This is a genomic window from Streptococcus sp. NLAE-zl-C503 (assembly GCF_900104285.1).
In the GTDB taxonomy this organism is placed as follows: Bacteria; Bacillota; Bacilli; order Lactobacillales; family Streptococcaceae; genus Streptococcus.
Genome location: NZ_FNJT01000001.1, coordinates 369,111 through 393,280, shown reverse-complemented (window position 1 = coordinate 393,280; position 24,170 = coordinate 369,111). Strand labels below are relative to the sequence as shown.

At 38.7% G+C, this 24,170-nt stretch carries 22 protein-coding genes and 1 pseudogene; 10 read left to right on the top strand and 13 right to left on the bottom strand.

The window, feature by feature from the left end; genetic code table 11:
- Nucleotides 1-11: 11 nt before the first annotated feature.
- From BLS46_RS01905 to BLS46_RS01895, 3 genes are all read right to left on the bottom strand, one after another.
- Nucleotides 12-1,682 carry a formate--tetrahydrofolate ligase gene (locus BLS46_RS01905; RefSeq protein ID WP_093585243.1) on the bottom strand — a complete coding sequence of 557 codons (1,671 nt, stop codon included), beginning with the start codon at nt 1,680-1,682 and terminating at the stop codon, nt 12-14.
- Nucleotides 1,683-1,855: 173 nt separating this feature from the next.
- Nucleotides 1,856-3,331, bottom strand: coding sequence for a hypothetical protein (locus BLS46_RS01900; RefSeq protein WP_093585240.1), 1,476 nt, complete (start codon nt 3,329-3,331; stop codon nt 1,856-1,858).
- Nucleotides 3,324-4,490, bottom strand: coding sequence for a hypothetical protein (locus tag BLS46_RS01895; protein ID WP_093585237.1), 1,167 nt, complete (start codon nt 4,488-4,490; stop codon nt 3,324-3,326). Before BLS46_RS01895 ends, BLS46_RS01900 begins: the two co-directional genes overlap by 8 nt.
- 126 nt (nt 4,491-4,616) lie before the next feature.
- On the opposite strand from BLS46_RS01895, the gene coaB reads away from it, so the two are divergent.
- From coaB to BLS46_RS01870, 5 genes are all read left to right on the top strand, one after another.
- Nucleotides 4,617-5,306: a phosphopantothenate--cysteine ligase gene (coaB, locus tag BLS46_RS01890; protein ID WP_093585234.1), complete on the top strand. Its 690-nt coding sequence runs from the start codon at nt 4,617-4,619 to the stop codon at nt 5,304-5,306.
- An 11-nt stretch (nt 5,307-5,317) separates the two neighbouring features.
- A complete protein-coding gene (coaC, locus tag BLS46_RS01885) occupies nt 5,318-5,869 on the top strand; it encodes a phosphopantothenoylcysteine decarboxylase (RefSeq protein ID WP_093585231.1) in 552 nt (183 codons plus the stop codon).
- Nucleotides 5,853-6,416, top strand: a complete 564-nt coding sequence (locus BLS46_RS01880) for an ECF transporter S component (RefSeq protein WP_093585228.1) — start codon at nt 5,853-5,855, stop codon at nt 6,414-6,416. The genes coaC and BLS46_RS01880 overlap by 17 nt, the downstream gene beginning before the upstream one ends.
- A gap of 242 nt (nt 6,417-6,658) precedes the next feature.
- Nucleotides 6,659-7,186, top strand: coding sequence for an ECF transporter S component (locus BLS46_RS01875; protein WP_093585224.1), 528 nt, complete (start codon nt 6,659-6,661; stop codon nt 7,184-7,186).
- Nucleotides 7,187-7,197: 11 nt separating this feature from the next.
- Nucleotides 7,198-7,713 carry a transcription repressor NadR gene (locus BLS46_RS01870; protein WP_093585221.1) on the top strand — a complete coding sequence of 172 codons (516 nt, stop codon included), beginning with the start codon at nt 7,198-7,200 and terminating at the stop codon, nt 7,711-7,713.
- On the opposite strand, the gene BLS46_RS01865 is transcribed toward BLS46_RS01870, so the two are convergent.
- The 5 genes from BLS46_RS01865 to uvrB all read right to left on the bottom strand — a co-directional run bounded on the left by BLS46_RS01865 (nt 7,710) and on the right by uvrB (nt 13,589).
- Nucleotides 7,710-8,177: an 8-oxo-dGTP diphosphatase gene (locus tag BLS46_RS01865; RefSeq protein ID WP_093585218.1), complete on the bottom strand. Its 468-nt coding sequence runs from the start codon at nt 8,175-8,177 to the stop codon at nt 7,710-7,712. The two genes, BLS46_RS01870 and BLS46_RS01865, sit on opposite strands and share 4 nt — an antisense overlap.
- 23 nt (nt 8,178-8,200) lie before the next feature.
- Nucleotides 8,201-8,743, bottom strand: a complete 543-nt coding sequence (locus BLS46_RS01860) for a hypothetical protein (protein ID WP_093585215.1) — start codon at nt 8,741-8,743, stop codon at nt 8,201-8,203.
- A gap of 105 nt (nt 8,744-8,848) precedes the next feature.
- Nucleotides 8,849-9,712, bottom strand: coding sequence for a hypothetical protein (locus BLS46_RS01855; RefSeq protein ID WP_093585212.1), 864 nt, complete (start codon nt 9,710-9,712; stop codon nt 8,849-8,851).
- Between the two features lie 57 nt (nt 9,713-9,769).
- Entirely contained in the window at nt 9,770-11,587 is a 1,818-nt protein-coding gene (locus BLS46_RS01850) for a DUF2971 domain-containing protein (protein ID WP_093585209.1), read from the bottom strand.
- Between the two features lie 13 nt (nt 11,588-11,600).
- Nucleotides 11,601-13,589 (bottom strand): excinuclease ABC subunit UvrB, encoded by a 1,989-nt coding sequence (uvrB, locus tag BLS46_RS01845; RefSeq protein WP_093585206.1) that lies wholly within the window; start codon nt 13,587-13,589, stop codon nt 11,601-11,603.
- A 180-nt stretch (nt 13,590-13,769) separates the two neighbouring features.
- On the opposite strand from uvrB, the gene BLS46_RS01840 reads away from it, so the two are divergent.
- The 3 genes from BLS46_RS01840 to zwf all read left to right on the top strand — a co-directional run bounded on the left by BLS46_RS01840 (nt 13,770) and on the right by zwf (nt 17,595).
- Entirely contained in the window at nt 13,770-15,218 is a 1,449-nt protein-coding gene (locus BLS46_RS01840) for an amino acid ABC transporter substrate-binding protein/permease (protein WP_093585202.1), read from the top strand.
- Nucleotides 15,218-15,958 (top strand): amino acid ABC transporter ATP-binding protein, encoded by a 741-nt coding sequence (locus BLS46_RS01835; RefSeq protein WP_001096337.1) that lies wholly within the window; start codon nt 15,218-15,220, stop codon nt 15,956-15,958. Before BLS46_RS01840 ends, BLS46_RS01835 begins: the two co-directional genes overlap by 1 nt.
- Nucleotides 15,959-16,107: 149 nt before the next feature.
- Nucleotides 16,108-17,595: a glucose-6-phosphate dehydrogenase gene (gene zwf, locus BLS46_RS01830; RefSeq protein WP_093585200.1), complete on the top strand. Its 1,488-nt coding sequence runs from the start codon at nt 16,108-16,110 to the stop codon at nt 17,593-17,595.
- A gap of 44 nt (nt 17,596-17,639) precedes the next feature.
- On the opposite strand, the gene ftsY is transcribed toward zwf, so the two are convergent.
- The 3 genes from ftsY to BLS46_RS01815 are packed head-to-tail and all read right to left on the bottom strand — an operon-like array spanning nt 17,640 to nt 20,551.
- Entirely contained in the window at nt 17,640-18,938 is a 1,299-nt protein-coding gene (ftsY, locus tag BLS46_RS01825) for a signal recognition particle-docking protein FtsY (RefSeq protein WP_093585197.1), read from the bottom strand.
- A 3-nt stretch (nt 18,939-18,941) separates the two neighbouring features.
- The gene (locus BLS46_RS01820; protein ID WP_093585194.1) at nt 18,942-19,760 is read right to left on the bottom strand and encodes a Cof-type HAD-IIB family hydrolase; all 819 of its coding nucleotides are present in this window, start codon (nt 19,758-19,760) and stop codon (nt 18,942-18,944) included.
- Nucleotides 19,760-20,551: a Cof-type HAD-IIB family hydrolase gene (locus BLS46_RS01815; protein WP_093585822.1), complete on the bottom strand. Its 792-nt coding sequence runs from the start codon at nt 20,549-20,551 to the stop codon at nt 19,760-19,762. Before BLS46_RS01815 ends, BLS46_RS01820 begins: the two co-directional genes overlap by 1 nt.
- 108 nt (nt 20,552-20,659) lie before the next feature.
- Between BLS46_RS01815 and BLS46_RS01810 the strand changes: the two are divergent.
- Nucleotides 20,660-21,382: pseudogene (locus tag BLS46_RS01810) on the top strand (IS30 family transposase); the annotation flags it as partial.
- A gap of 50 nt (nt 21,383-21,432) precedes the next feature.
- Entirely contained in the window at nt 21,433-21,732 is a 300-nt protein-coding gene (locus BLS46_RS01805) for a YbaB/EbfC family nucleoid-associated protein (RefSeq protein ID WP_000981527.1), read from the top strand.
- Nucleotides 21,733-21,779: 47 nt separating this feature from the next.
- Here the strand turns inward: BLS46_RS01805 and BLS46_RS01800 are convergent, their stop codons facing one another.
- Both BLS46_RS01800 and BLS46_RS01795 read right to left on the bottom strand, forming a co-directional pair.
- Entirely contained in the window at nt 21,780-23,543 is a 1,764-nt protein-coding gene (locus BLS46_RS01800; RefSeq protein ID WP_093585191.1) for a glycerophosphoryl diester phosphodiesterase membrane domain-containing protein, read from the bottom strand.
- An 8-nt stretch (nt 23,544-23,551) separates the two neighbouring features.
- Nucleotides 23,552-24,142 carry a 3'-5' exonuclease gene (locus BLS46_RS01795; RefSeq protein ID WP_093585187.1) on the bottom strand — a complete coding sequence of 197 codons (591 nt, stop codon included), beginning with the start codon at nt 24,140-24,142 and terminating at the stop codon, nt 23,552-23,554.
- Between the last annotated feature and the right edge of the window lie 28 nt (nt 24,143-24,170).

The following is a 24,170-nucleotide window of genomic DNA, read 5'->3' as shown; positions in this document are numbered from 1 at the left end:
CAATTAAACTATTAGAACAATCCTAGAACAGTTCCATCACTTTCAACATCCATATTGAGAGCCGCTGGTCGTTTTGGAAGACCTGGCATGGTCATAACATCACCTGTTAGGGCAACGATAAAACCTGCACCCAATTTTGGTACCAACTCACGAATGGTAATTTCAAAGTTTTCTGGGGCTCCAAGTGCATTTGGATTGTCTGAGAAACTGTACTGAGTTTTTGCCATACAGATTGGCAATTTGTCCCAACCATTCTGAACGATTTGAGCGATTTGCGTTTGAGCTTTCTTCTCAAAGTTTACTTTGCTACCACGGTAGATCTCTGTAACAATCTTTTCAATCTTTTCTTGGACAGAAAGGTCGTTGTCATAAAGACGTGTGTAGTTAGCTGGATTTTCTGCGATAGTCTTAACAACCGTTTCAGCAAGAGCTACTCCACCTTCCGCGCCATCAGCCCAGACACTTGCTAGTTCAACTGGCACATCAATTGAAGCACAGAGTTCTTTCAAGGCTGCGATTTCAGCTTCTGTATCAGAGACAAATTCGTTAATCGCGACAACTGCAGGAATACCAAACTTACGGATGTTTTCAACATGGCGTCTCAAGTTAGCAAAACCTGCGCGAACTGCTTCTACGTTTTCTTCTGTCAGAGCATCTTTAGCAACGCCACCATTCATCTTAAGGGCACGAAGGGTTGCAACGATGACTACCGCATCTGGAGAAGTTGGCAAGTTTGGTGTCTTGATATCAAGGAATTTTTCAGCGCCAAGGTCCGCACCAAAACCAGCTTCAGTAACAGTATAGTCAGCCAAGCGAAGGGCTGTACTTGTTGCCAAAACAGAGTTACATCCATGAGCAATGTTGGCAAATGGACCACCGTGTACAAAGGCAGGTGTACCGTAAATTGTCTGAACTAAGTTTGGCTTAATAGCATCCTTCAAGATCAAAGCCAAAGCACCCTCAACCTGCAAATCACCAACTGAAACAGGCGTACGGTCGTAACGATAGCCGATAACGATATTTGCCAAACGACGTTTCAAATCTTCAATATCCGTCGCCAAACACAGAATGGCCATGATTTCTGAAGCTACGGTAATATCGAAACCATCCTCACGTGGAATACCGTTTAGAGGACCACCAAGTCCAACGGTCACATGACGAAGTGCACGGTCATTCAAGTCCACGACACGTTTCCAAAGGATACGACGTTGGTCAATTCCCAACTCATTCCCTTGGTGCAAGTGATTGTCAATCAAAGCAGAAAGGGCATTGTTGGCAGTTGTAATGGCATGCATATCCCCAGTAAAGTGAAGGTTGATGTCCTCCATTGGCAGAACTTGCGCATAACCACCACCGGCTGCACCTCCCTTGATCCCCATGACTGGACCAAGAGACGGTTCGCGAATAGCAATCATGGTTTTCTTACCAATCTTGTTCAAGGCGTCTGCAAGACCAATGGTAATGGTTGATTTCCCTTCACCTGCAGGCGTTGGGTTGATGGCAGTAACCAAGATCAATTTGCCAACTGGATTGCTCTCAACTGCACGAATTTTATCAAAGCTGAGTTTAGCCTTGTACTTTCCATACAACTCCAAATCGTCGTAAGAAATACCAAGTTTCTCTACAACATCCACGATTGGTTTCAACTCAATACTCTGTGCGATTTCAATATCTGTTTTCATTCAAAACTCCTCTGGCCTCTAATGTGATAATTCATTATAACACAAAACAAGATTTTTAACACCCTTAAACTCTTAAAACGTTCGTAAATATCAATATTTCAGGGGTTACAATAGCGCTTTTTAAAATTTTATATGCTTTTATAGTTTTAGACTATAAAGAATCTGAAAATAATCTAGGAAAGAAAATAACTATCAATTTCAGTCAAATCATGAAGAATTCTTTTATCTTCGATTTCTAAATTTTCCGCCATCTCAATAGAGTACTCAAATCTAAGTTTAGTATTTATTGACAAATCAAACGAATATGCTTGTATTTCACCCAATTTTTTATACTTTTCTATAATTTCGTTGTAAATGACAAGATAATTTTCGTCTAAAGTTTTTATGTAACTATTCAGATTTTCCCTGTAATCTTGAATTATGTTTTGTTCTCTTTCGTTTAAAATCCCCTTACCTATCTCCCAAATTATTGAACTAGTTATTGAACCTAACACAGCTCCCAAAATTGGAAAAGGAATCATTGTTTGCCCTACACAAGCACCAATTGTAGCAAAGGAAGCATCTAGTGCACTTAGAGTGACTAGATTTATAAATTCCTCTTCAGTTAATCTAGATGTTCTAAACTTTGTAATAATATCAATCATTCCGTAGGTAACTGTCACAAATGCACTTGCACTTGGTGCACTCATTTTAAAAACATTCGTGAGGCCATAAATCGTGTAACCTGATATAGCTCCTTTTACGGCTCCTTCTATAGTTTCTAATCCACAATCTTGCCAATCTGTTTGAGTGAATTCAAAAATTGTTCTACCTTCTTTGTATTTTCCATACACAGTCGACATTAATGCTAAACCACCTTGTAAAAAAGCTGCGTTTCTTGCAACTTTGTTAGCTTCTTTTAAATTTGGTAATGCACGTTTTTGGGCCACTAATCTTTTTTTATTTAATTCTTGTTGTTTTAGTCTGACTGTTTTACGAATATTCTTCTCTTCGGAATCTAAAAGAGAATGAATTGAATTTTTTTGAGCATCATTATAATTTAGAACAGATGATTTCATCCAAGATTTATATGAAGTAAGTCCCTTGCTTTCGGTAATATCATTGATTATTTGTCGTATGTCCGTAATTTGTTTAATAGACAATCTTTTACCATTCAATTCAACTTCCTTGGACCCAGCCATTATTTTTTCAAATACTAGAACGTGATCTTTTGGAAACATCATTTTCATTTTTGAACTGTAATGAAACGATTGAGCTAGTTCATCACGTAAATTATCATAAAACTTCATTTGAATGGTATTTCTACCAATTAATAAATCGGCTGGTCCATTATCATTCAATACTTTTACAATAGGATTTAACCCTTCAATGGCTCTCCTCGCATTTACAATCCCTGCTTCTGCAAATTCAGCGATAAAGCCGTGACCACCATAATCTCCTCCACGCTTCTTTAGAATAACGTCTTCAATATTGTCTCTCGTATAGTTTAAAATTTTTGAGGCATTGTCCTTGTTTAAGATGACTCTGCGTGCTTCATCCTCTATAATTTTCATAGCATTATGTAAATCTTGAATTCTCAAGTTATTTAAACAATTGACATATGCACCAATACCTTGGTTAAAAGCTTGATTAAAAATCTGGTTACTCATTTATTCTAATTTCCTTATTTACCATAGCAGTCAATGATAGAGTTGAATTCACTAAAGCACCTGCTTGATATTTTTCGTCATCAGTAAATAAGCTATAGTCCATCCCAGTTAAAGATAAATTAGCTAAGTATATTCCCTCTGTTTGTTTTTCTGTTAGTTCTATTAATTCTGTAACTTCTATTACTTTTTCTTTAAGTTGTCTAGTCAACAATTCTACCTTTTTCTGTTCCTCTATAGCTTCTTTTGCAACTTCTTCATTTTTCCTATTAGCTACTACACCAGCGCCTACAGAAGCGGTCAACATAACGCCTGCAATTCCCCAACCGACAGGACCAGCTAATGCTAAAAATGCGTTACCTGCTGCCATTCCACCGCCACCAGCTGCTAAACTTCCACCACCTAACCAAGCCAGAGCGGCGCTATTTGCTGCAGCACCTGTCAAACTTGAAATTGCAGTACCTGTTGATGCAACACCAAATGTAGTTGCAACACCCATAGCGGCAGTAGGTCCTAAAGTTGCAACTGTTACTCCTAATGCGCTAAGTGAAGCCGTAGCCGCTGTGCTACCACTTGCTAATTCAGCTTCCTTAATTGACTGTGAAATAGCAATTTGCTTATCTTCAAAATTCTGAATTTCAACATCAATTTCTTCTAATTTTGTTTCAAACTCTTTTGGTTTATTTGCTAGTTTGTTAATTCTTTCTTCAACAATTTTTACAACTTTGATAGCTTTATCCCTAACCTGATAAAGATCTATTGATTTATTAGCCAAGTTATCAGCTTCCTCATTATAACAACTAATAGCTTCATTATATCCATCAACAGCTTCTTGTCTTAGTTTAGAATTAAAAAGGTCTACCGATTCAATTTGTTCTTTTGTATTATTCGCTATTTTCCCAGCTTCGTTAAATGTTTGAGAAGTCACATTTGATATCTGATTTGCTACATCTCCAGCAACTTCAACGGCTTTCCCTGAGACATCTGAGACAACATTACCAACTTGGCCTGATACTTCACCTATAGTTTTTGCAGATTCTGTAATAACTTCTCCAGTAAATTTACTCGCTTCATTTAAGGCTTCGCTAGTAGCAGAACCGACATCATTCAATACTTTACTAGCTTCCTTTGCAATGTTGTCTGCAAATTTAAAAAAATCCATAATAATACCCCTCTTAATTTACTTAGATTCATTATCTTATTTATTACTATAAATGTCAATGATAATATATTTTTCTTTTAAATGCTTTCATTTTACTTAACGTTTATTTTTGTGTACAATAGTGCTATGAAAATTTTAGTCACATCGGGCGGTACGAGTGAAGCTATTGATAGCGTCCGCTCTATTACGAACCATTCCACAGGTCGCCTGGGGAAAATCATCACAGAAACCTTGCTTGCTGCAGGGCATGAAGTTTGTTTGATAACGACAAAACGAGCTGTGAAGCCAGAAGCTCATCCCAACCTAAGCATTCGAGAAATTGACAATACCAACGATCTTCTAGTTGAGATGCAAGAACGTGTTCAGGAATATCAGATCTTAGTCCACTCAATGGCTGTATCAGACTATACTCCTGTTTATATGACAGGATTTGAGGAAGTTCAGGCTAGCTCTAATTTGGAAGAATTTTTAAGCAAGCAGAATCATCAAACTAAGATTTCCTCAAATGATGAGGTTCAGATTTTGTTCCTTAAAAAAACACCCAAGATCATCTCTCTAGTCAAGGAATGGAATCCTTCTATTCATCTGATTGGTTTCAAACTATTGGTTGATGTTACTGAATATCATCTTATTGAGGTAGCTAGACAGAGTCTTATCAAAAATCAGGCAGACTTAATCATAGCAAATGACCTTACTCAAATCTCAGCAAACCAGCATCGGGCAATCTTTGTTGAGAAAGATCAGCTTCAAACAGTCCAGACTAAAGAAGAAATTGCAGAACTCCTCCTTGAGAAAATTCAAGCATACGATTCATAGAAAGGAAAGCCATGGCAAACATTCTGATTGCAGTGACAGGTTCCATCGCCTCCTATAAAGCAGCTGATTTAGTCAGTTCCTTGAAAAAACAAGGCCATGATGTCACTGTCTTAATGACTCAGGCCGCTACAGAGTTTATCCAGCCTTTGACACTACAGGTACTCTCACAGAATCCAGTCCACCTTGATGTCATGCAGGAACCCTATCCTGATCAAGTCAATCATATCGAAAGAGGCAAAGAAACCGATCTTTTTATCGTCGTCCCAGCTACCGCTAATACCATTGCCAAACTAGCACATGGTTTTGCGGATAACATGGTTACGAGTACAGCTCTTGCCCTGCCAGACCACATCAAAAAGTTAGTCGCACCAGCCATGAACACAAAAATGTATGACCACCCAGCAACTCAGGCTAATCTAAAAACATTAGAGACCTATGGTTATCAGATAATCTCTCCAAAGGAATCTCTACTAGCCTGTGGCGATTACGGAAAAGGCGCCCTGGCTGACCTGAATACTATTTTAGAAAGAATAAAGGAAACCCTCGATGAACAAACGCTCTAACATTGCCCCAATTGCTATCTTTTTTGCAGTTATGCTCGTTATCCACTTTTTGAGCTCTCTCCTATTTAATCTTTTCCCATTTCCAATCAAACCAACTATCGTTCATATTCCAGTAATCATTGCTAGTATTATTTACGGCCCACGAGTTGGTGTTACACTTGGTTTCTTGATGGGGCTACTTAGCTTGACGGTTAACACGATTACAATCCTTCCAACCAGCTACCTATTCTCACCTTTTGTACCAAACGGAAACATCTATTCCGCAATGATTGCCATCCTACCTCGTATTTTGATTGGTCTGACACCTTATTTAGTTTATAAATTATTGAAAAACAGAACAGGCCTCATCATTGCTGGCGCTCTCGGTTCTCTTACCAACACCGTCTTTGTTCTTGGGGGAATCTTCTTTCTTTTTGGAAATGTCTTCAACGGCGATATCCAAAAACTCCTGGCAACAGTTATTTCTACAAACTCAATTGCTGAGCTTGTCATCTCTGCAGTTCTAACAGTAGCAATTGTCCCACGTCTCGAAACCTTGAAGAAATAAACATAATTCCACTTTCAGTCTTGAAGGTGGAGTTTTAGTTTTCACCAGTAAAGGCTCATCTTCTATTCATAAATGGTTATTTACCAAGGAGTCATTAGTTCAAAATTTTGAAAATATATGAAAATCCTTTGAATCTACCACCTATACTTTTGAAAATTTTCAATAAAATCAAAATAAATTCTTGACATGTCTATCTATTTATTGTACTATACTTGTGTATATACAGTTAAATGGAGGTTCTTATGGATATACGGAAAAAAACGCAGTTTATGACCATGACTGCCCTACTCACTGCAATCGCAATTTTGATTCCAATCATTATGCCTTTTAAAATCGTCATCCCACCAGCTTCTTACACTTTAGGAAGCCATATCGCCATCTTTATCGCCATGTTCCTATCACCTTTGATGGCTGCTTTTGTGATTATTGCTTCTAGTCTCGGCTTCCTGATGGCAGGCTACCCTATGGTTATCGTTCTGCGCGCCTTTTCTCACATCGTTTTTGGTATTTTGGGAGCATTTTACTTAAAAAAATTCCCTGAAACCTTGGATAAACCAAAGGCATCTTGGATTTTTAACTTTGTTTTGGGTGTTGTTCATGCTATCGCTGAAGTACTGGCTTGTATCATCTTCTATGCCACTTCAGGGACTAACGTTGAAAATATGTTTTATGTTCTCTTTGTCCTAGTTGGATTTGGCACAATTATCCACAGTATGGTAGACTATACATTAGCACTAGCTGTCTATAAAGTGCTTCGAAAACGTCGCTAAAAGGAAAAGCCATGACAAAAGATCGCAAACAGGCTCTTCTCAAACTGTTAAAAGAGTCACCAAAAGCTCTCAATGGTCAGACCTTGGCTGAACACTTTCATGTCACGCGCCAAATTATCGTCCAAGACATTGCCATCTTGAGAGCCGATGGTGCTCCTATCCTATCCACCAATCGTGGCTATATCTATAAAGAAAACAATGCCAGTCCTTACGTTCACAAACTCTTTAAAGTGAAACATGAACTGGAAGAAATTGGGCAGGAACTTCTAGCTATTGTAGATAATGGCGGACGCGTTCAAAATATCTTAATTGATCATCCCGTTTATGGTGAAATTGAAACCCTGCTAAAACTCACCTGTCGTCGAGATGTCCAGCACTTTCTGGAACAAGTCGAGAATTCAGACTTTAGACCCCTTTCTGAATTGACAGATGGCATTCATTATCACCTTGTTGAAGCTGAAACACAACAAGACCTCCACTATATCGAGGAGGCCTTGGATAAACTTGGTTATTTAGTAAAAGACTAGAAGGTTTTCTTTTCCCATCCATCCTCTGTACGGTGGCGATAGAAGAACTCTGACTTGTCAGGTGCTTCCATCATTTCCATCAAGGGCAACATATCATAGGCCAGATCCAAGTCAGGAATCTGGTCTTTTTGCACCCAAGAAACTTCTCCTTCTTCTGAGGATTGGAGATCTCCAGTAAACTCTGTCGCCTTGTAGCAAAAGACGATATAACGCTCACCTGTATCTAATGGCCAATTTTTAATGCCGACAAGTTGAGGATTCTGAATCGTCAGACCAGTTTCTTCGTATATTTCACGAATGACAGACTCTGCGAAAGCCTCGCCATTTTCTACATGACCTCCAGGAAAGGCATAACCAGACCAGCGATTCTCTTCAGGAGAGCGATACTGCATAACCACGCGCTGAGTTTCGAGGTCTTCAATCAGACAAATGTTTGTTAAAATCGTTAATTGGGAACGGGACATAAATTTACTCACTTTCTAAGTTGTTATATAACTTTTTCAGACTTAATATCAGATTTCATGATGAAGGGATTAATCAGCTCATGATAATAGTATACATCATGAAGCAAATATCCTCTTGTTATGACAATTTCTTGTCCTCTAACTTCATAATCAATAGTGATTGAAACAGGAGGATTTGGAATAAAGGCGAAAACGACAATTACAAATAACCAAATATAAAAACTACAAATCGCACTGCGCACTCCTTCAAGGAAGCGATATTTCCTCTTTAAAAAGTAAATAAAAATATGCGAAATAGAGAGGATAATTGGAACAAAAAGCTTTGTATTCCACGCTATGGGAATAAATTTCAGTCCAAATATCCCAAATAGAAGATCAAGAATTGCAAAGGACCTCAAAAAGCGAATATAGAAAGTTAAAATCAGGAGAAAGAGCCAAATATCCCAAATAATCGGCGTAAATGATAAACCAAATGACCATAATATGAAATGAGCGATAACAAATGCTATCAGTAAGGAATATAGGACAGTATAAATAAGCTTGTTAAAAGTACTTGAATTTTTCACTATTTATTTCTCCTTTAAATTCAAACTACTAACTAATGACTAATATCCATCACTTTTAAATTATCTCGTCTATTATTTTAACACAAATTATTACATATAAAATTTTTAGTTAAAATTACTTCCATAATAGAGCATCTTATGGTTTTGAACCTTTAATGAAACACTACTACCTGAACGATATCCTTTAGCACCATAGTAGTAAGAAACCTCATAAAAGGCATCTGGCAACTCGGCATTATCTATCCCATTTGAAATAAATCCTGTCAGTCCGCCTTCGCTATCAAAATAATCTTTCTCACCCTCTTCTAAAACAGTATCTTTATATCTAACACTTCCTTTAATAATTCCTTTTTCCAAAAATTCATCAATAGGGAGGTCATATAAACCTTGAAAAGCTTTCCCTTCCTTATGGTTCTTTTCGATGAGGGTATAATAGTCTTGGATATTTTCAGATTCAGTATCGACACTCCAGTAACTATTCACATATTCTAGATTTGGATTTTCATATTGCTTAAAAAAACTCTCTACCTTCTCTTTATTAGAAACACTGACAGGATGCTGGTTGAGTAGTTTATGAGCCATGTCTGAAAATTCTTGTATCATGGTTCTCGTAGTCCCATCATAGGCCAGTTCTTCATCAGTCTTTTGGGGATTGTATTTTGAGGACTTTGGACGATAAAACAAGGCATGACCCACAGTGACTCTACTTCCATCAACTTCTTCACTATAATTGTATTCAATTTTGTATTTTTCAGAAGTCCATTTATCTCTAGAAAACTTCGTAACCTTCATATCTCCTTTAAAACCATACAAATCAAGGGTTCTTCTTACTGCTGTCTCTACTTCCGCTTGATTTGCTTCAGGAAAAATATCATAAGTTGTTGTAAAGATAAGGAAGGCAAAACGTAGAATAAAGAATAAAGGGACAATATTTATAATACAGAAAATTAAAAGTAACTTTCTTTTCATTACTTGCTTCTCCTTATTAATAAAAAGATTATAATTTCTTTGAAGCTTTAATTTTTTCTAAACTGAACGATAAGGGATTTTCGAGCTTTCTATCTCTATATCAGGATTGGCAAGTTTGAGGTAAGGAGCAATATAGTCTGCATCCGTAACCTTTGGCCCTAGAATAACTTTTGAGTATTTCAAAGGAGCCAGATTGATGTATACAAATAAATCATATCTACCATTATCTTTCGAACTTAATACTATATACTTCCTAAAATCATTATAGTTAACTTTATCAAAAATTTCTAACCCAATTTCTTCCTTCTTAAAGTACTTTTCATTTGATGAATCATTAGCATCTCTTTTAATAATATTTTGTATAGCTGTATCATCTAAATTAATTAAAATACGATACTCCATTTCATACTCATAGTCTTTAACTTTGAAAAGGTAAGAAATCTTCTTCAATTTCTCGGCAAAACTTATCAATTCTTTTTCAGCTTTCAGCTCTTTCAATTTTTCAAATATCTGTTTTAATTTATCAAGAGATTTACCAACATCTGTTTCATCTTTATTCTCTGACATTAAATCTAAATAATGAACTTTAACAAACTCTATCGATTTATGAGCAACTATATCTTCAAGATAAGACAGATTATATTCAAGGAAGGCACCTTGAGATGAATCTGCATATTCCTTCCACATAGGTAAACTATCAGATACCGTGGTTAGAGAGGATATAAAAACATTGGAAGTTTGATATTGTTGGAAAAACGTACTATCTATACCCAAATAATCATATATTACTCTTCCTTCCATCGGGTCATTTAACTGTTTTAGATTAGTCAGTCGTAAAAATGGAGGTTGAATTTCAGAATTATTTTCATTTTTCCAGTCTGCTTTTATAAGATAATTTGTTAATGTGTCAATCTTAGTATAATGTCCAAAGGAACCTATTTCTTTCAACTCATTTGCATCAACAGTCATTTTAGAACGTATATAGTATATAATCTTGTCCGCTTGTTCTAAAAGTTGATCAGCGTCTAATGACGAGATAGATTCTGAATCACTTTTCTCATTCAAGTAATCATTATCATACTTCTCAATTAACTTAATAGCTTGGTTGCGGATGATATCCGAATCATTTTCTTCTGCTATCTTTCGAACAACATCAATCGAATTTTTAATTACGTCATCAAAGTGTCTTAACACAAAATCCAAGTATTCCTCAACATAATTAGATTGAGGGTTATTGAAATAATAGTTATTAATTTTTTCGAGATGTTCATTTTTAAAAATATATAACATTTCATCTAATTCAAAATACCAATAGGCAATTCTCTCAAAATCAATATCTTGGAATATAAAACTTATAAATGATTCTAATTCTCTCTTAAAATAGATTCTTCTTTCTTCTGGTAAACTATTTTGTCTAAATAATCTAACAAAAACTGAAAATAAGTCTGAAATACGGTATTTTACATCCTTTAGATTTTCTTTTAATATTAAATCAAAGATTTTAAAGAAATAACTATCATTTTCAAACAGTTTAGAATAATCTTCATACCTTTCGGTTTCAAATAAATATAAATAAAGAGTATCTAAATAATAAGATATTTCAACCCAACTATATATTTGTGTTTTTGTTGATAGTATTTTGTTTATGGTTTCTAAAATCTTTTTTTGGATAGTTTTATCAATTTTCCCTATAAAATATCTACAGACATAAAGAACAATTTCAGTATATTTCAATTGTTCTTCTTCAGATAAGTCTAAATATTGATTAATAAAATTTTCAAGTTCGTATTTCAGTTTATTTTCGTCCAACGAGTCAAAATGATTCTTTAATTCGGATTCACTAAATTTATCTGTAAAATAGTTTGACATTTCCATTTCATCTCCTTCACTACCCCAACGCCTTGACTTCCAACATCATATCACGAATCTGAGCTGCCAGTTCAAAGTCAAGCACTTCGACGGCTTCTTGCATTTGTTTCTCTAGTTTCTTGACGAGTTCTTTGCGCTCTTGTTTGTTGAGGCTATTGATATCGACTTCCTTGTCCTCTTCCTTAGCAACTGCCTTAGTTACAGCGATCAGGTCACGGATTTCTTTCTTGATTGTCTGAGGTACAATACCATGTTCTTCATTATAGGCCATCTGGATTTTCCGACGACGAGCCGTTTCATCAATGGCACGTTGCATAGACTGAGTAATGGTATCAGCGTACATGATAACATGTCCTTCGCTATTACGAGCAGCACGTCCAATGGTCTGAATCAATCCGCGTTCGTTACGAAGGAAACCTTCCTTGTCAGCATCAAGAATGGCTACCAAGCTTACCTCAGGAACGTCAATCCCTTCACGAAGGAGGTTGATTCCGACCAAGACATCAAAAACACCCAAACGCAGGTCACGTATAATCTCTGTCCGTTCCAAGGTCTTGATATCCGAGTGCATGTACTTGACCTTGATACCCATTTCCTTGAAGTAGTCGGTCAAGTCTTCTGCCATCTTCTTGGTCAAGGTTGTAATAAAGGTTCGTTCATTCTTTTCAACACGAGCATTGATTTCACCTAAAAGGTCATCAATCTGTCCCATAGTCGGACGGACTTCCACCTCTGGGTCTAGAAGCCCTGTTGGACGAATGATTTGCTCGATCACTGTCTCGGTCTGTTCATTTTCATAGTCACCTGGTGTCGCTGAAACATAAACAATCTGATGAACGTGACTCTCAAACTCCTCACGACGAAGAGGACGATTGTCCAAGGCGGACGGTAAACGGAACCCGTAATTGACCAGCATTTCCTTACGCGAACGGTCTCCATTGTACATGCCCTTGATTTGCCCCATGGTCATGTGACTTTCATCAATCATGATTAAGAAATCATCTGGGAAGAAGTCGAGAAGTGTATAAGGGGGCTCTCCTTCGCTCCGTCCATCCATGTGACGAGAGTAGTTCTCAACCCCATTGGTATAGCCCATCTCACGTAACATCTCGATATCATACTCTGTTCGCTGTTTCAATCGCTGGGCTTCTAGCAATTTATCTTCCTTTTCAAAGATAGCTAACTGCTCCTCCAACTCGGCCTGAATCTTGGCAATGGCAACTTCCATATGGTCATCATTGGTCACAAAGTGAGTAGCAGGGAAAATCGCCAAATGATCTACTTCTCCCAACACCTGACCTGTCAGCGCCTCAACTTCGCGGATACGGTCAATTTCATCTCCGAAAAACTCTACTCGAAAAGCGTGTTCATCTCGGGACGCTGGGAAAATTTCCACCACGTCCCCACGCACACGAAATCTTCCCCGTTGGAAATCAATGTCATTACGCTCAAACTGGATATCAACCAAGTCATTCAAGAGTTTATCACGAGAAATCTCAAGACCTGGACGGAGACTAACGACACTATCAGCGTATTCCTTGGGCGAACCCAAACCATAGATACAAGAGACAGAAGCCACAACGATGACATCATTACGTTCCAGAAGGGCTGAAGTCGCTGAGTGGCGGAGCTTGTCAATCTCGTCATTAACAGAGCTGTCCTTTTCAATATAGGTATCGCTAGAAGGTACATAGGCTTCTGGTTGGTAATAGTCATAGTAGGACACAAAGTACTCAACAGCATTTTCAGGGAAAAATTCCTTAAATTCTCCATAGAGCTGACCCGCCAGAGTCTTATTGTGAGCAATGACCAGAGTGGGTTTATTGACCTTGGAAATGACCTGACTCATGGTATAAGTCTTCCCAGTACCAGTCGCCCCCATCAGAATCTGAGCTTTTTCTCCACCATCGATATTATCAACCAACTGCTCGATGGCTTGGGGTTGATCTCCTGAAGGTTGGTATTTTGATACTAGTTTAAATTGATTGTCTGTAATTCGATTAATCATAATTGCCTCGTCTGTATTTTTCTATCCTTCTATTTTACCATAAATTCCACCAGATTCTTTATCTCTGGATTTATCAAGGTTGTAAATCTATGTTATATCTTCTAACATATAAAACCTTTAAATTTGCCTTCTGAAATATTTTCTGTTATAATGGGAAAATATTCGGAAAGGAGACTTAAAATGAAGAAAAAAATCCTAGCGTTTTTGCTAATTTTATTTCCCATTTTCTCACTAGGAGTAGTAAAAGCTGACACAGTTAAATCTAAGTATGTTATTGCCAGTGATTCATCTTTTGCTCCCTTCGTATTTCAAGATTCAAGCAACGAGTACACTGGTATTGATATGGACTTGATCAAGGCTATTGCCAAAGATCAAGGTTTTGAAATTGAGATTACCAACCCAGGCTTTGATGCAGCGATCAGTGCTGTTCAGGCCGGACAAGCTGATGGTATCATCGCTGGAATGTCTGTGACGGACGCTCGTAAAGCTACATTTGATTTCTCTGATTCCTACTACACTGCTAATACTATTCTTGGTGTAAAAGAATCAAGTACTATCGCTTCTTATGAAGATCTCAAGGATAAGACGGTTGGTGTGAAAAACGGGACGGCTTCTCAAACATTCCTTACAGAGAACCAAAGCAAATACGGCTACAAAATTAAAACCTTTTCAGATGGCTCATCTATGTATGACAGTCTAAACACTGGAGCCATCGATGCCGTGATGGATGATGAGCCCGTTCTCAAATATTCTATCAGTCAAGGGCAAAAATTGAAAACACCAATCGCTGGAACTCCAATCGGCGAAACAGCCTTTGCTGTTAAAAAAGGAACCAATCCTGAATTGATTCAGATGTTCAATAAGGGGCTTGCTAACCTCAAAGCAAACGGTGAATTTCAAAAAATTCTCGACAAGTATCTGGCTAGCGGAGCAGCAACTACTTCTACAAGTACAGTTGACGAAACTACTATCTGGGGCTTGCTTCAAAACAACTACAAGCAACTCCTTAGCGGACTCGGAATCACTCTCGCTTTAGCCCTTATCTCGTTTGCGATTGCCATTGTGATTGGGATTATCTTTGGTATGTTCAGCGTTAGTCCATACAAATCACTCAGAGTCATTTCAGAGATTTTTGTGGATGTGATTCGAGGTATTCCATTGATGATTCTTGCCGCTTTCATCTTCTGGGGGATTCCAAACTTTATCGAGTCGATTACAGGCCAACAAAGTCCAATCAATGACTTTGTTGCTGGTACTATTGCCCTCTCACTCAATGCGGCAGCTTATATCTCTGAAATCGTTCGTGGTGGTATCCAAGCGGTTCCAGTTGGTCAAATGGAGGCCAGCCGCAGTCTTGGTATCTCCTACGGAAAAACCATGCGTAAGATTATCTTGCCACAAGCAACTAAACTAATGCTTCCAAATTTCGTCAACCAGTTCGTTATTGCATTGAAAGATACAACTATCGTATCAGCCATCGGTCTGGTAGAACTCTTCCAAACTGGTAAGATCATCATCGCTCGTAACTACCAAAGTTTTAAGATGTATGCAATCCTTGCTATCTTCTATCTTGTAATTATCACGCTTTTGACTAGACTAGCGAAACGCTTAGAAAAGAGGATTCGTTAATGGCAAAACTAAAAATTGATGTAAATGATTTGCATAAGTATTATGGAAAAAATGAAGTTTTAAAAGGCATTACTACTAAATTCTATGAAGGGGATGTTGTCTGTATCATCGGTCCTTCTGGTTCTGGTAAATCCACTTTCCTCCGTAGCCTTAACCTTCTCGAGGAGGTAACGAGTGGTCACATCACAGTAAATGGTTATGATTTGACTGAAAAATCGACCAATGTCGACCATGTTCGCGAAAACGTCGGAATGGTCTTCCAACACTTCAACCTCTTCCCTCACATGTCCGTCCTAGAGAATATCACTTTTGCTCCTATTGAACACAAACGAATGACCAAAGAAGAAGCTGAAAAATTGGGGATGGAGTTGCTGGAGAAAGTCGGTCTTGCAGACAAAGCTAATGCTAACCCAGATAGCCTATCAGGTGGTCAAAAACAGCGTGTAGCTATCGCTCGTGGACTAGCCATGAATCCTGATATCATGCTCTTTGATGAGCCAACTTCCGCTCTTGATCCTGAGATGGTCGGAGATGTACTGAATGTTATGAAGGAACTGGCGGAACAAGGCATGACCATGATTATCGTAACCCATGAGATGGGATTTGCTCGTCAGGTAGCCAACCGTGTTATCTTCACAGCTGACGGAGAATTCCTTGAAGATGGAACACCAGACCAAATCTTTGACAACCCTCAACACCCTCGTCTGAAAGAATTCTTGGACAAGGTCCTAAACGTATAAATCGAAACTGTAAGGTTTTCCTTACGGTTTTTTAATTGCGTATTGGATTTTTTGATTTTTTTGAAAATTATGATAAAATAAAGACTATGAAAATGAGGAAATCTCATCCCTAGTCCGACTAGGAAAAAATATAGAAATTAGGTAGCTAGATGTCATCAAAGGTTATTGTTACAATTTTCGGTGCGAGTGGAGATTTAGCTAAACGCAAACTCTACCCTTCCCTTTTCAGACTCTATAAATCAGGCAATCTCTCTGAGCATTTTGCTGTTATCGGAACAGCTCGTAGACCTTGGAGTAAGGAATATTTTGAATCTGTAGTTGTCGAGTCCATCCTTGATTTGGCAGATAGTGCCGAGCAAGCCCAAGAATTTGCTAGCCACTTCTACTATCAAAGCCATGATGTGAATGATACGGAACATTACATTGCTTTGCGTCAATTACAAGCTGAGCTGAATGAAAAATACCAAGCCGAACACAATAAGCTCTTCTTCTTGTCTATGGCACCTCAGTTCTTTGGAACTATTGCCAAGCACCTCAAATCTGAAAACATTGTTGATGGCAAAGGTTTTGAGCGCTTAATCGTTGAGAAACCATTTGGTACAGACTATGAAACTGCAAGCAAGCTGAATGAAGATCTTCTAGCAACATTTGATGAAGAACAGATCTACCGTATTGACCATTACTTGGGGAAAGAAATGATTCAAAGTATCTTTGCGGTTCGATTTGCCAATATGATCTTTGAAAATGTTTGGAACCGTGAGCACATTGATAATGTGCAGATTACCTTTGCTGAGCGCCTAGGAGTTGAGGAACGTGGTGGCTACTATGATGAATCTGGTGCCCTCCGTGACATGGTTCAAAACCACACTCTCCAGCTTTTATCTCTTCTAGCCATGGACAAGCCTGCAAGTTTTACAAAAGATGAGATTCGCGCGGAGAAGATTAAAGTATTTAAAAATCTCCACCAACCAAGTGAGGAAGAATTAAAAGAACACTTTATCCGTGGTCAATACCGTTCTGGAAAGATCGATGGTAAGAAATACATTTCCTACCGTAGCGAGCCAAACGTTAACCCTGAATCTACAACAGAAACCTTTGCCTCTGGTGCTTTCTTTGTAGACAGCGATCGCTTCCGTGGCGTTCCTTTCTTCTTCCGTACTGGTAAACGCCTGACGGAAAAAGGCACTCATGTCAATATCGTCTTTAAGCAAATGGACTCTATCTTTGGAGAACCTTTGGCACCAAATATCTTGACCATCTACATCCAGCCAACAGAAGGATTCTCTCTCAGCCTCAATGGTAAACAAGTAGGTGAAGAATTTAACCTGGCGCCAAGCTCTTTAGATTATCGTACAGATGCTACTGCTACTGGTGCTTCACCAGATCCATACGAGAAATTAATCTACGATGTCTTGAACAACAACTCAACCAATTTTAGCCACTGGGATGAGGTAAGTGCTTCTTGGAAATTGATTGACCGTATCGAAAAGCTCTGGGCTGAAAATGGTGCTCCACTTTACGATTATAAAGCTGGAAGTATGGGCCCACAAGCTAGCTTTGACTTACTTGAGAAGTTTGGAGCTAAATGGACTTGGCAGCCAGATATCGCCTATCGTGAAGATGGCCGTTTAGAATAGCAAAAATATCCTGCAAGATTGACTTGCAGGATATTTATTTTGTATTAAATCAAGCCTTCTAAGAGACCCTTCATAAAGTTTTCTGAGTTAAATTCCCCGATATCATCGATTTTTTCACCGAAACCAATCAATTTTACAGGGATATTAAGTTCTTCGCGGATAGCCAGAACGACACCACCACGGGCAGTTCCATCAATCTTAGTCAATACAATTCCTGTCACAGGGGTAATTTTAGAAAATTCTTTAGCTTGTACCAAAGCATTTTGTCCAGTTGAAGCATCGAGTGCCAGGAAGGTTTCATGTGGCGCCTCTGGCACAACACGTTTGATAATACGACCAATCTTTTCTAACTCGGCCATGAGGTTGTCCTTGTTTTGCAGACGACCTGCTGTATCAATCATGAGAATATCAATTCCTTCTGCTACAGCACGTTCCATCCCATCAAAGACCACACTTGCAGGATCAGCTTTTTCAGGCCCCGTCACAACGGGAACATCCACACGACGGCCCCACTCTGCTAGCTGGGCAACGGCTCCCGCACGGAAGGTATCCGCCGCAACCAGCATGACTTTCTTGCCAGCTTGTTTGTAACGATGAGCCAATTTCCCAATAGAGGTCGTCTTTCCAACACCGTTAACACCAACAAAGAGCATAACTGTCAAGCCATCTTGGAAATGGATTTGTTCATCGTAGTTGCCATCCTTTTCGTAGAGCTCAACCAATTTCTCGATAATGACACGGCGAAGTGCGTCAGGCTTCTTAGCGTTTTCTAATTTAGCTTCATAGCGAAGCTCTTCTGTTAAGTTTGAAGCGACCTGAACACCGACGTCACTCATGATGAGCAGTTCTTCCAATTCCTCGAAGAAGTCTTCATCGACAGAGCGGAAGTTGGCAAAGAAGGCATTCAAACGCGCACCGAATCCCGTACGTGTTTTCTTGAGACTGCGGTCATATTTTTCCTGTACGGTTTCTTCAACCCGAGGAAGTTCTTCTATGACTTCAGACGCTAGTTCCTCTTCAGTTTCTTGGCTTTCTTCTTCTAAAACTTCTTCAGTCTCTTGGCTTTGCTCTAGCTCATCAGATTCTAGCTCAACCTCTTCCTGAGCAGTTTCTTCAACTGCTTCTGGTTCAATAACTTCTTCTGTCAAGACCTGAGAATTTTCTTCTTGAGCAGGTGTTTCTTCTACTTTGTCCCTTGCTGGCTCTTCCTGACTTGTTTCTTCGACTGCCGTTTGATTTTCTTCAACCTCTTCTGACAAATCAAGATTTTCCAGAGCTTCTTTTACTATATCTTCGATTTTCGGCTCTTCTTTTTTTCCGAATAGACGGTCAAATAATCCCATATTTTAGTTCTCCTTTAGCACGTATTCTTCGATAGTCCAGGCAACGGCTTCCTCGTCGTTGGTCATAGGGGTAATCACATTGGCAACTTCCTTAACAGCAGGAACTGCATTTTGCATGGCAACTCCCAGACCCGCCCACTCAATCATAGAAAGGTCATTGGCCTCGTCACCACAAGCCATGACTTGGCTTTGGTCGATGCCCAAGTGTTTAATTAATTTTGCTAAGCCTGTCGCCTTGTGGACGTTTTTCGGTGACCATTCCAATAGCATTTCACGCGATTTGAAGATTTCATATTGGTCAAACAATTCTGGAGAAATCTGTTGAATCGCTGCATCCAAAGGTTCTTGGGCAAAGGCGGTCACACATTTATTATATGTCATCTGACTAGATAGATCTTCAAAAGCGACAGGTACGAAAGTCAGGGCTGGATTGAACTTAGCATAGAGACTTTCTTGGTCAGACTGGATTTGATAGACTGTTCCTTCTGAAATGGCATCTAACGGTAATCCGAGTTTTTCAGTTTCCTCGTACAAGCGTGCCACATCATCGATTGAAAAGACTGTTTTATCGAGAATCTCTCCTGTGTTTTTCTGTACCAGACCACCATTAAAGGTAATCGTGTACTCGTCCTCCTGACCGTCAGTCCCTAGCTCATGGAGAAAGAAATCCATAGCCTTTAAAGGACGACCCGTTGTCAGTACGACCTTGATGCCACGATCACGCGCAGCCTTGAGGACCGCCTTGGTACGATCTGTCAGTCTTTTATCAGTAGTCAGCAAAGTGCCGTCCAAATCCAATGCAATCAATTTAATATCTACCATTACAAACCCTCCATATAAGCCATCACTGATTGGTCCTTATGATGGCCAATCACTGTTTCTGCTAATTCTAAAATCTCTGGTCGCGCATTTTCAGGAGCGATTGGGTGACCGACAACCTGCATCATGTGAAGGTCATTGAGATTATCGCCAAACGCCATAACCTGATCCATGGTCATACCCAGCTTTTTAGCCAACTCAACAATAGCCACACCCTTATCAACATAGTCCAAGACAATATCGATGGATTCAAAACCTGTGGTCATGGCTTTCACACCAGAAACATTTTCGTTGACCCAGGCCTCTCCAGCTTCTATCGTTTCTTCTGTAAAGTTAGTGGTGAATTTAAAAATCTCATCCGCGATATCTTCCAAACTCGCTACTTTTTGAATGTTTTCATTGTAGTGACGGCTAAACATCAGATAGGTCTCATCTACAGTATCCAATACATAACAAGCTTTTTTCCCAGTCAAGAGCATCTTTCTTTCATCAAAATAAGGCGATTTCTTTAAAGCTTCAAAAGTGCTCAAGTAAAAATCCCGAGACATGGTAGCCTCGTACATATCCTCGCCATGAAACTCAACATAGCTCCCATTTTCAGCTATAAAAATCACTTCATCACGTACATCCGCAAACAGCTTTTTCAGCGACAAGATACCGCGACCTGAAGCCACTGCAAAATAAATCCCCTTTTCTTTGTAGGAAACAAGTAAATTTTTAAGGCGTTCCATATCAAACCGCCCCTCTCCATCTAGAAAGGTTCCATCCATATCGGTTGCTACAAGTTTAATCATAAAATCCTTCATACTCCAATTGATAAATCTACCTTCTATTATACCATAGATAAACTAAAAAAAGGACTAGTACAGTAGGATTGGCTATTGGATAGTAGGTCTTTTTCAGTAAAGATTCTCCACTATCATAATCAAAAGTTGTCTCCTGAAATAATGGTCAAGGCTAAGGGCGTTACAGTGGGAATTTCATCCATCTACTACTGGATTCATCATGGAAAATTGGGATTGACCAAACAGAATCTCCTTTATCCTAGAAAAGGAAAAACTGTCAAGAAACAAGCTAGCCCCAACTTTAAACCTGCTGGTCAATCCATTGAACAGCGTCCCAAGGCTATCAATCTTCGATTGGAGAATGGGCATTATGAGATTGATACGGTTCTACTTACAAGAGTGAAAAATCACTGCTTGCTTGTCTTGACGGATCGAAGGAGCAAACATCAAATCATTCGATTAATTCCAAATAAAAGCGCTGAGTCCGTCAATCAGACTCTAAAACTCATCTTAAAACAACATCACATTCTTTCCATCACGGCAGATAATGGAGTCGAATTCCGCCGCTTGTCTGATGTGTTTTCTAAGGAGCATACCTACTATGCACACCCCTATGCCTCTTGGGAAAAGGGAACTAATGAGAATCACAATAGGCTCATTCATAGATGGTTACCTAAAGGAACTAAGAAAACGACTCCTAAGGAGGTCGCCTTCATCGAAAATTGGATTAATAACTATCCTAAAAAATGCTTGGACTACAAGTTTCCCAGAGAAGACTGCTTGCTGGCTAACTTGAATTTGAAATTTAGCTTTAAACTAATAATAGACTTTTATCCCTAAAATTGATAAAATGGTTAGGAGAATAATAGAAAAGGAAACTGTAAATCGCTATGATGAACATGCAAAACATGATGCGCCAAGCACAAAAACTTCAAAAACAAATGGAACAAAGTCAAGCAGAACTCGCTGCTATGCAATTTGTTGGAAAATCTGCTCAAGACCTTGTCCAAGCGACCTTAACTGGAGATAAGAAAGTTGTTAGTATTGACTTCAGTCCAGCAGTTGTAGATCCAGAAGATCTAGAAACCTTGTCTGATATGACCGTTCAAGCCATCAACGCTGCTCTAGAACAAATCGACGAAACGACTAAGAAAAAACTAGGTGCTTTCGCTGGAAAATTACCATTCTAATCACCTACAGAAAAAGGAGGAAGGTTCACTTCTCCTTTTTTTCTCTGTTAGAAATTAAAGAACTCCGTAGCTTTTTTCAAAAGGAGATCGGTGTATTCTGGATCTTCCTGAGCTGCTGCTAAAGTCTCCTGTAGCATCTCCGTGTCATCTGTAATCATCCCATCCACTGACAACTGCAACGATTTATCAAGTGCGTCAGAGCTATTGATGGTCCATACGTAAAGCTTTTGTTCCGTATACCAAAGTTTAGTAACAAAATATTCATCCAATGTTGAATACTCCATGGTATAGCCAGTTGCCTTGGTTTTTGGGAAAATACTATTATAAGGCAAGATGAAATAAGCTGGAATAGTCGAATCATATTTCAAAACTTGGTCAATCACATGATAGTCTAGTGATTGCATCTGATGACCATACTGCTTGATAATAGAGCCATACTTCTCTAGAAAACGTTCCATCATTTGTGGACTATCTTTTTTACTGGTTTTAATTTCAATCAACAATCTTTGATGAAGTTCATTCGCGCGATTGAGATAGTCATCAAAACTAGATATCTTGGTTCGATAGCCATTTTCAGAAATATCTAACCCTGTCAACTCCTCCAAAGTCAAGTCTTGAGGTCTGACATTGATACCTGCTAAGTTCTTAAGATTGGCGTCATGCATCATCACAAACTGACCATCTTTGGTCTCCTGCACATCCATTTCAATCAAATCTGGTTTCAGTTGCGCTGTTTTTTCCAAAGACTGTACAGTGTTTTGTACACCATTTTTATTTGAAACGCCCCTATGTGAAATGACTAAAGGGGTATTTGTCACAGGAGCTTCCAGATAGATATAACCTTCCAGCGCAAAAAAGATACTAGCACAGCCCATAACTCCCCATCTCATCAAATGGTCTTTTTTTCTTCTTGGCATAATCTCCAGTTCCTCACCTGTCAAAAAGGAGACAAACTTAACAAGGAAATAGGTCAAGGCCATATAGTGGATATTTTTTATCAAGACAAAGTTGATAACTCCAAGAATCAGTGATTCTTTCTGTGTTAAATTGTCAATTACAATCTGTCCTATTAGCAAGGGAGTCAAGAGAAGGAAGAAAAAGAGATAGGTTTTAATAATAATGAGTAGCAAGTTCCAAGCATAAAAGAGAACTTGTTTTTTTGTCTTTTGTAGGCTATATTTTACTCCTTCTCTCACAGTCCTCTTTTCAAAGAGAATCTTCGGAAGGGCAAACATAAGTCGGACAGACACATAGAGCAAAATCCAAGCAGATGCAAAAATCATCAAGCCCACTAGCCAGTACTTGTCTTCCAGATAAGTCACAATAAAGTCTGGAATAACGATTTTATTTAAGTAATAAATTTTTAAAATTTTCCTGATGAAAGGAAAGAGCATGGCTACGTAGAAGAATAGAAAAGCCATCTTACAGAAGCTCAAGCGTTTCATGAACAGAAAACTTTGCTGGAAAACTTTGCGACTGTACTCAATCAAGGTTCTCTTTTCGTGGTAGAGAAGGTGACGCGCCCCAATAAAGAGGAGGCAAATCTGGAAATAGGCCACCAAAAGATTGATTACAATCAAGACGAGAAAGGCCAGACTGATTAAAGGAGAACTCGTGATAATGGCAAAAATATTATTGTAAGAAATAAACAAATAGCCCGTCTGGCTTAGTAAAAGACCAGCAAGCCAAGAATTGAGAGGTAACCACAGATATTCCACCATCATGAAAATTAAGAAAAAGAGGAAGAGAACTTTATCTAGGTTGAGGTAAATTTTCCTAAAACCTAGTTTTTTAGGTTTTTCAGGTTTCATAGGCACTCCTAGTCTAGAAATTGAGATAAGTCTAGCCCACCAAAGGGATTCATAGATAGATTACTTTGTTCTTCTAACAATAGTTTTCCTTCATCCGATTCCAAAAAGGCTTCATAAACATGCGCTGTCATACGGGCATCTTCTAAACTATTATGCGATTGTCCTTTAAACCCTAAAAAATTTGCCACAGTTTGCAATTTGAGATTGGCTATGCCGTGTAGGTCAGAACTACGGCGTTCAAAAGCCTCATCATATAGGTCGGCCTTATACTGGTCACGATAATCAATACCATGCTCCAAGAGAATAGGCAAATCACTCTTAGCTGCATTGTAACCAACGATAGGAAAGTTGCCGACAAATGCCTGAAAGTCTTTTAACACTTTTTCTACTTTTGGCGCATCTTTCAAGGTTTCAGCTGTAATTCCTGTCAAACCATTAATAAAACTCTTTAAAGGCACGCTGGTATGGACATAAGAATCAAAGGCACCTATCTCTTGACCATCTTGAAAACGAACTGCTGATACCTGAATTAAATGGGTAACTCCTTCGTGTTGATTGAATTCTAAGTCAAAGGCGATATAATCTCTTAATTTTTCCATCTTTTACCTCAATTCCGACTCAATTTAA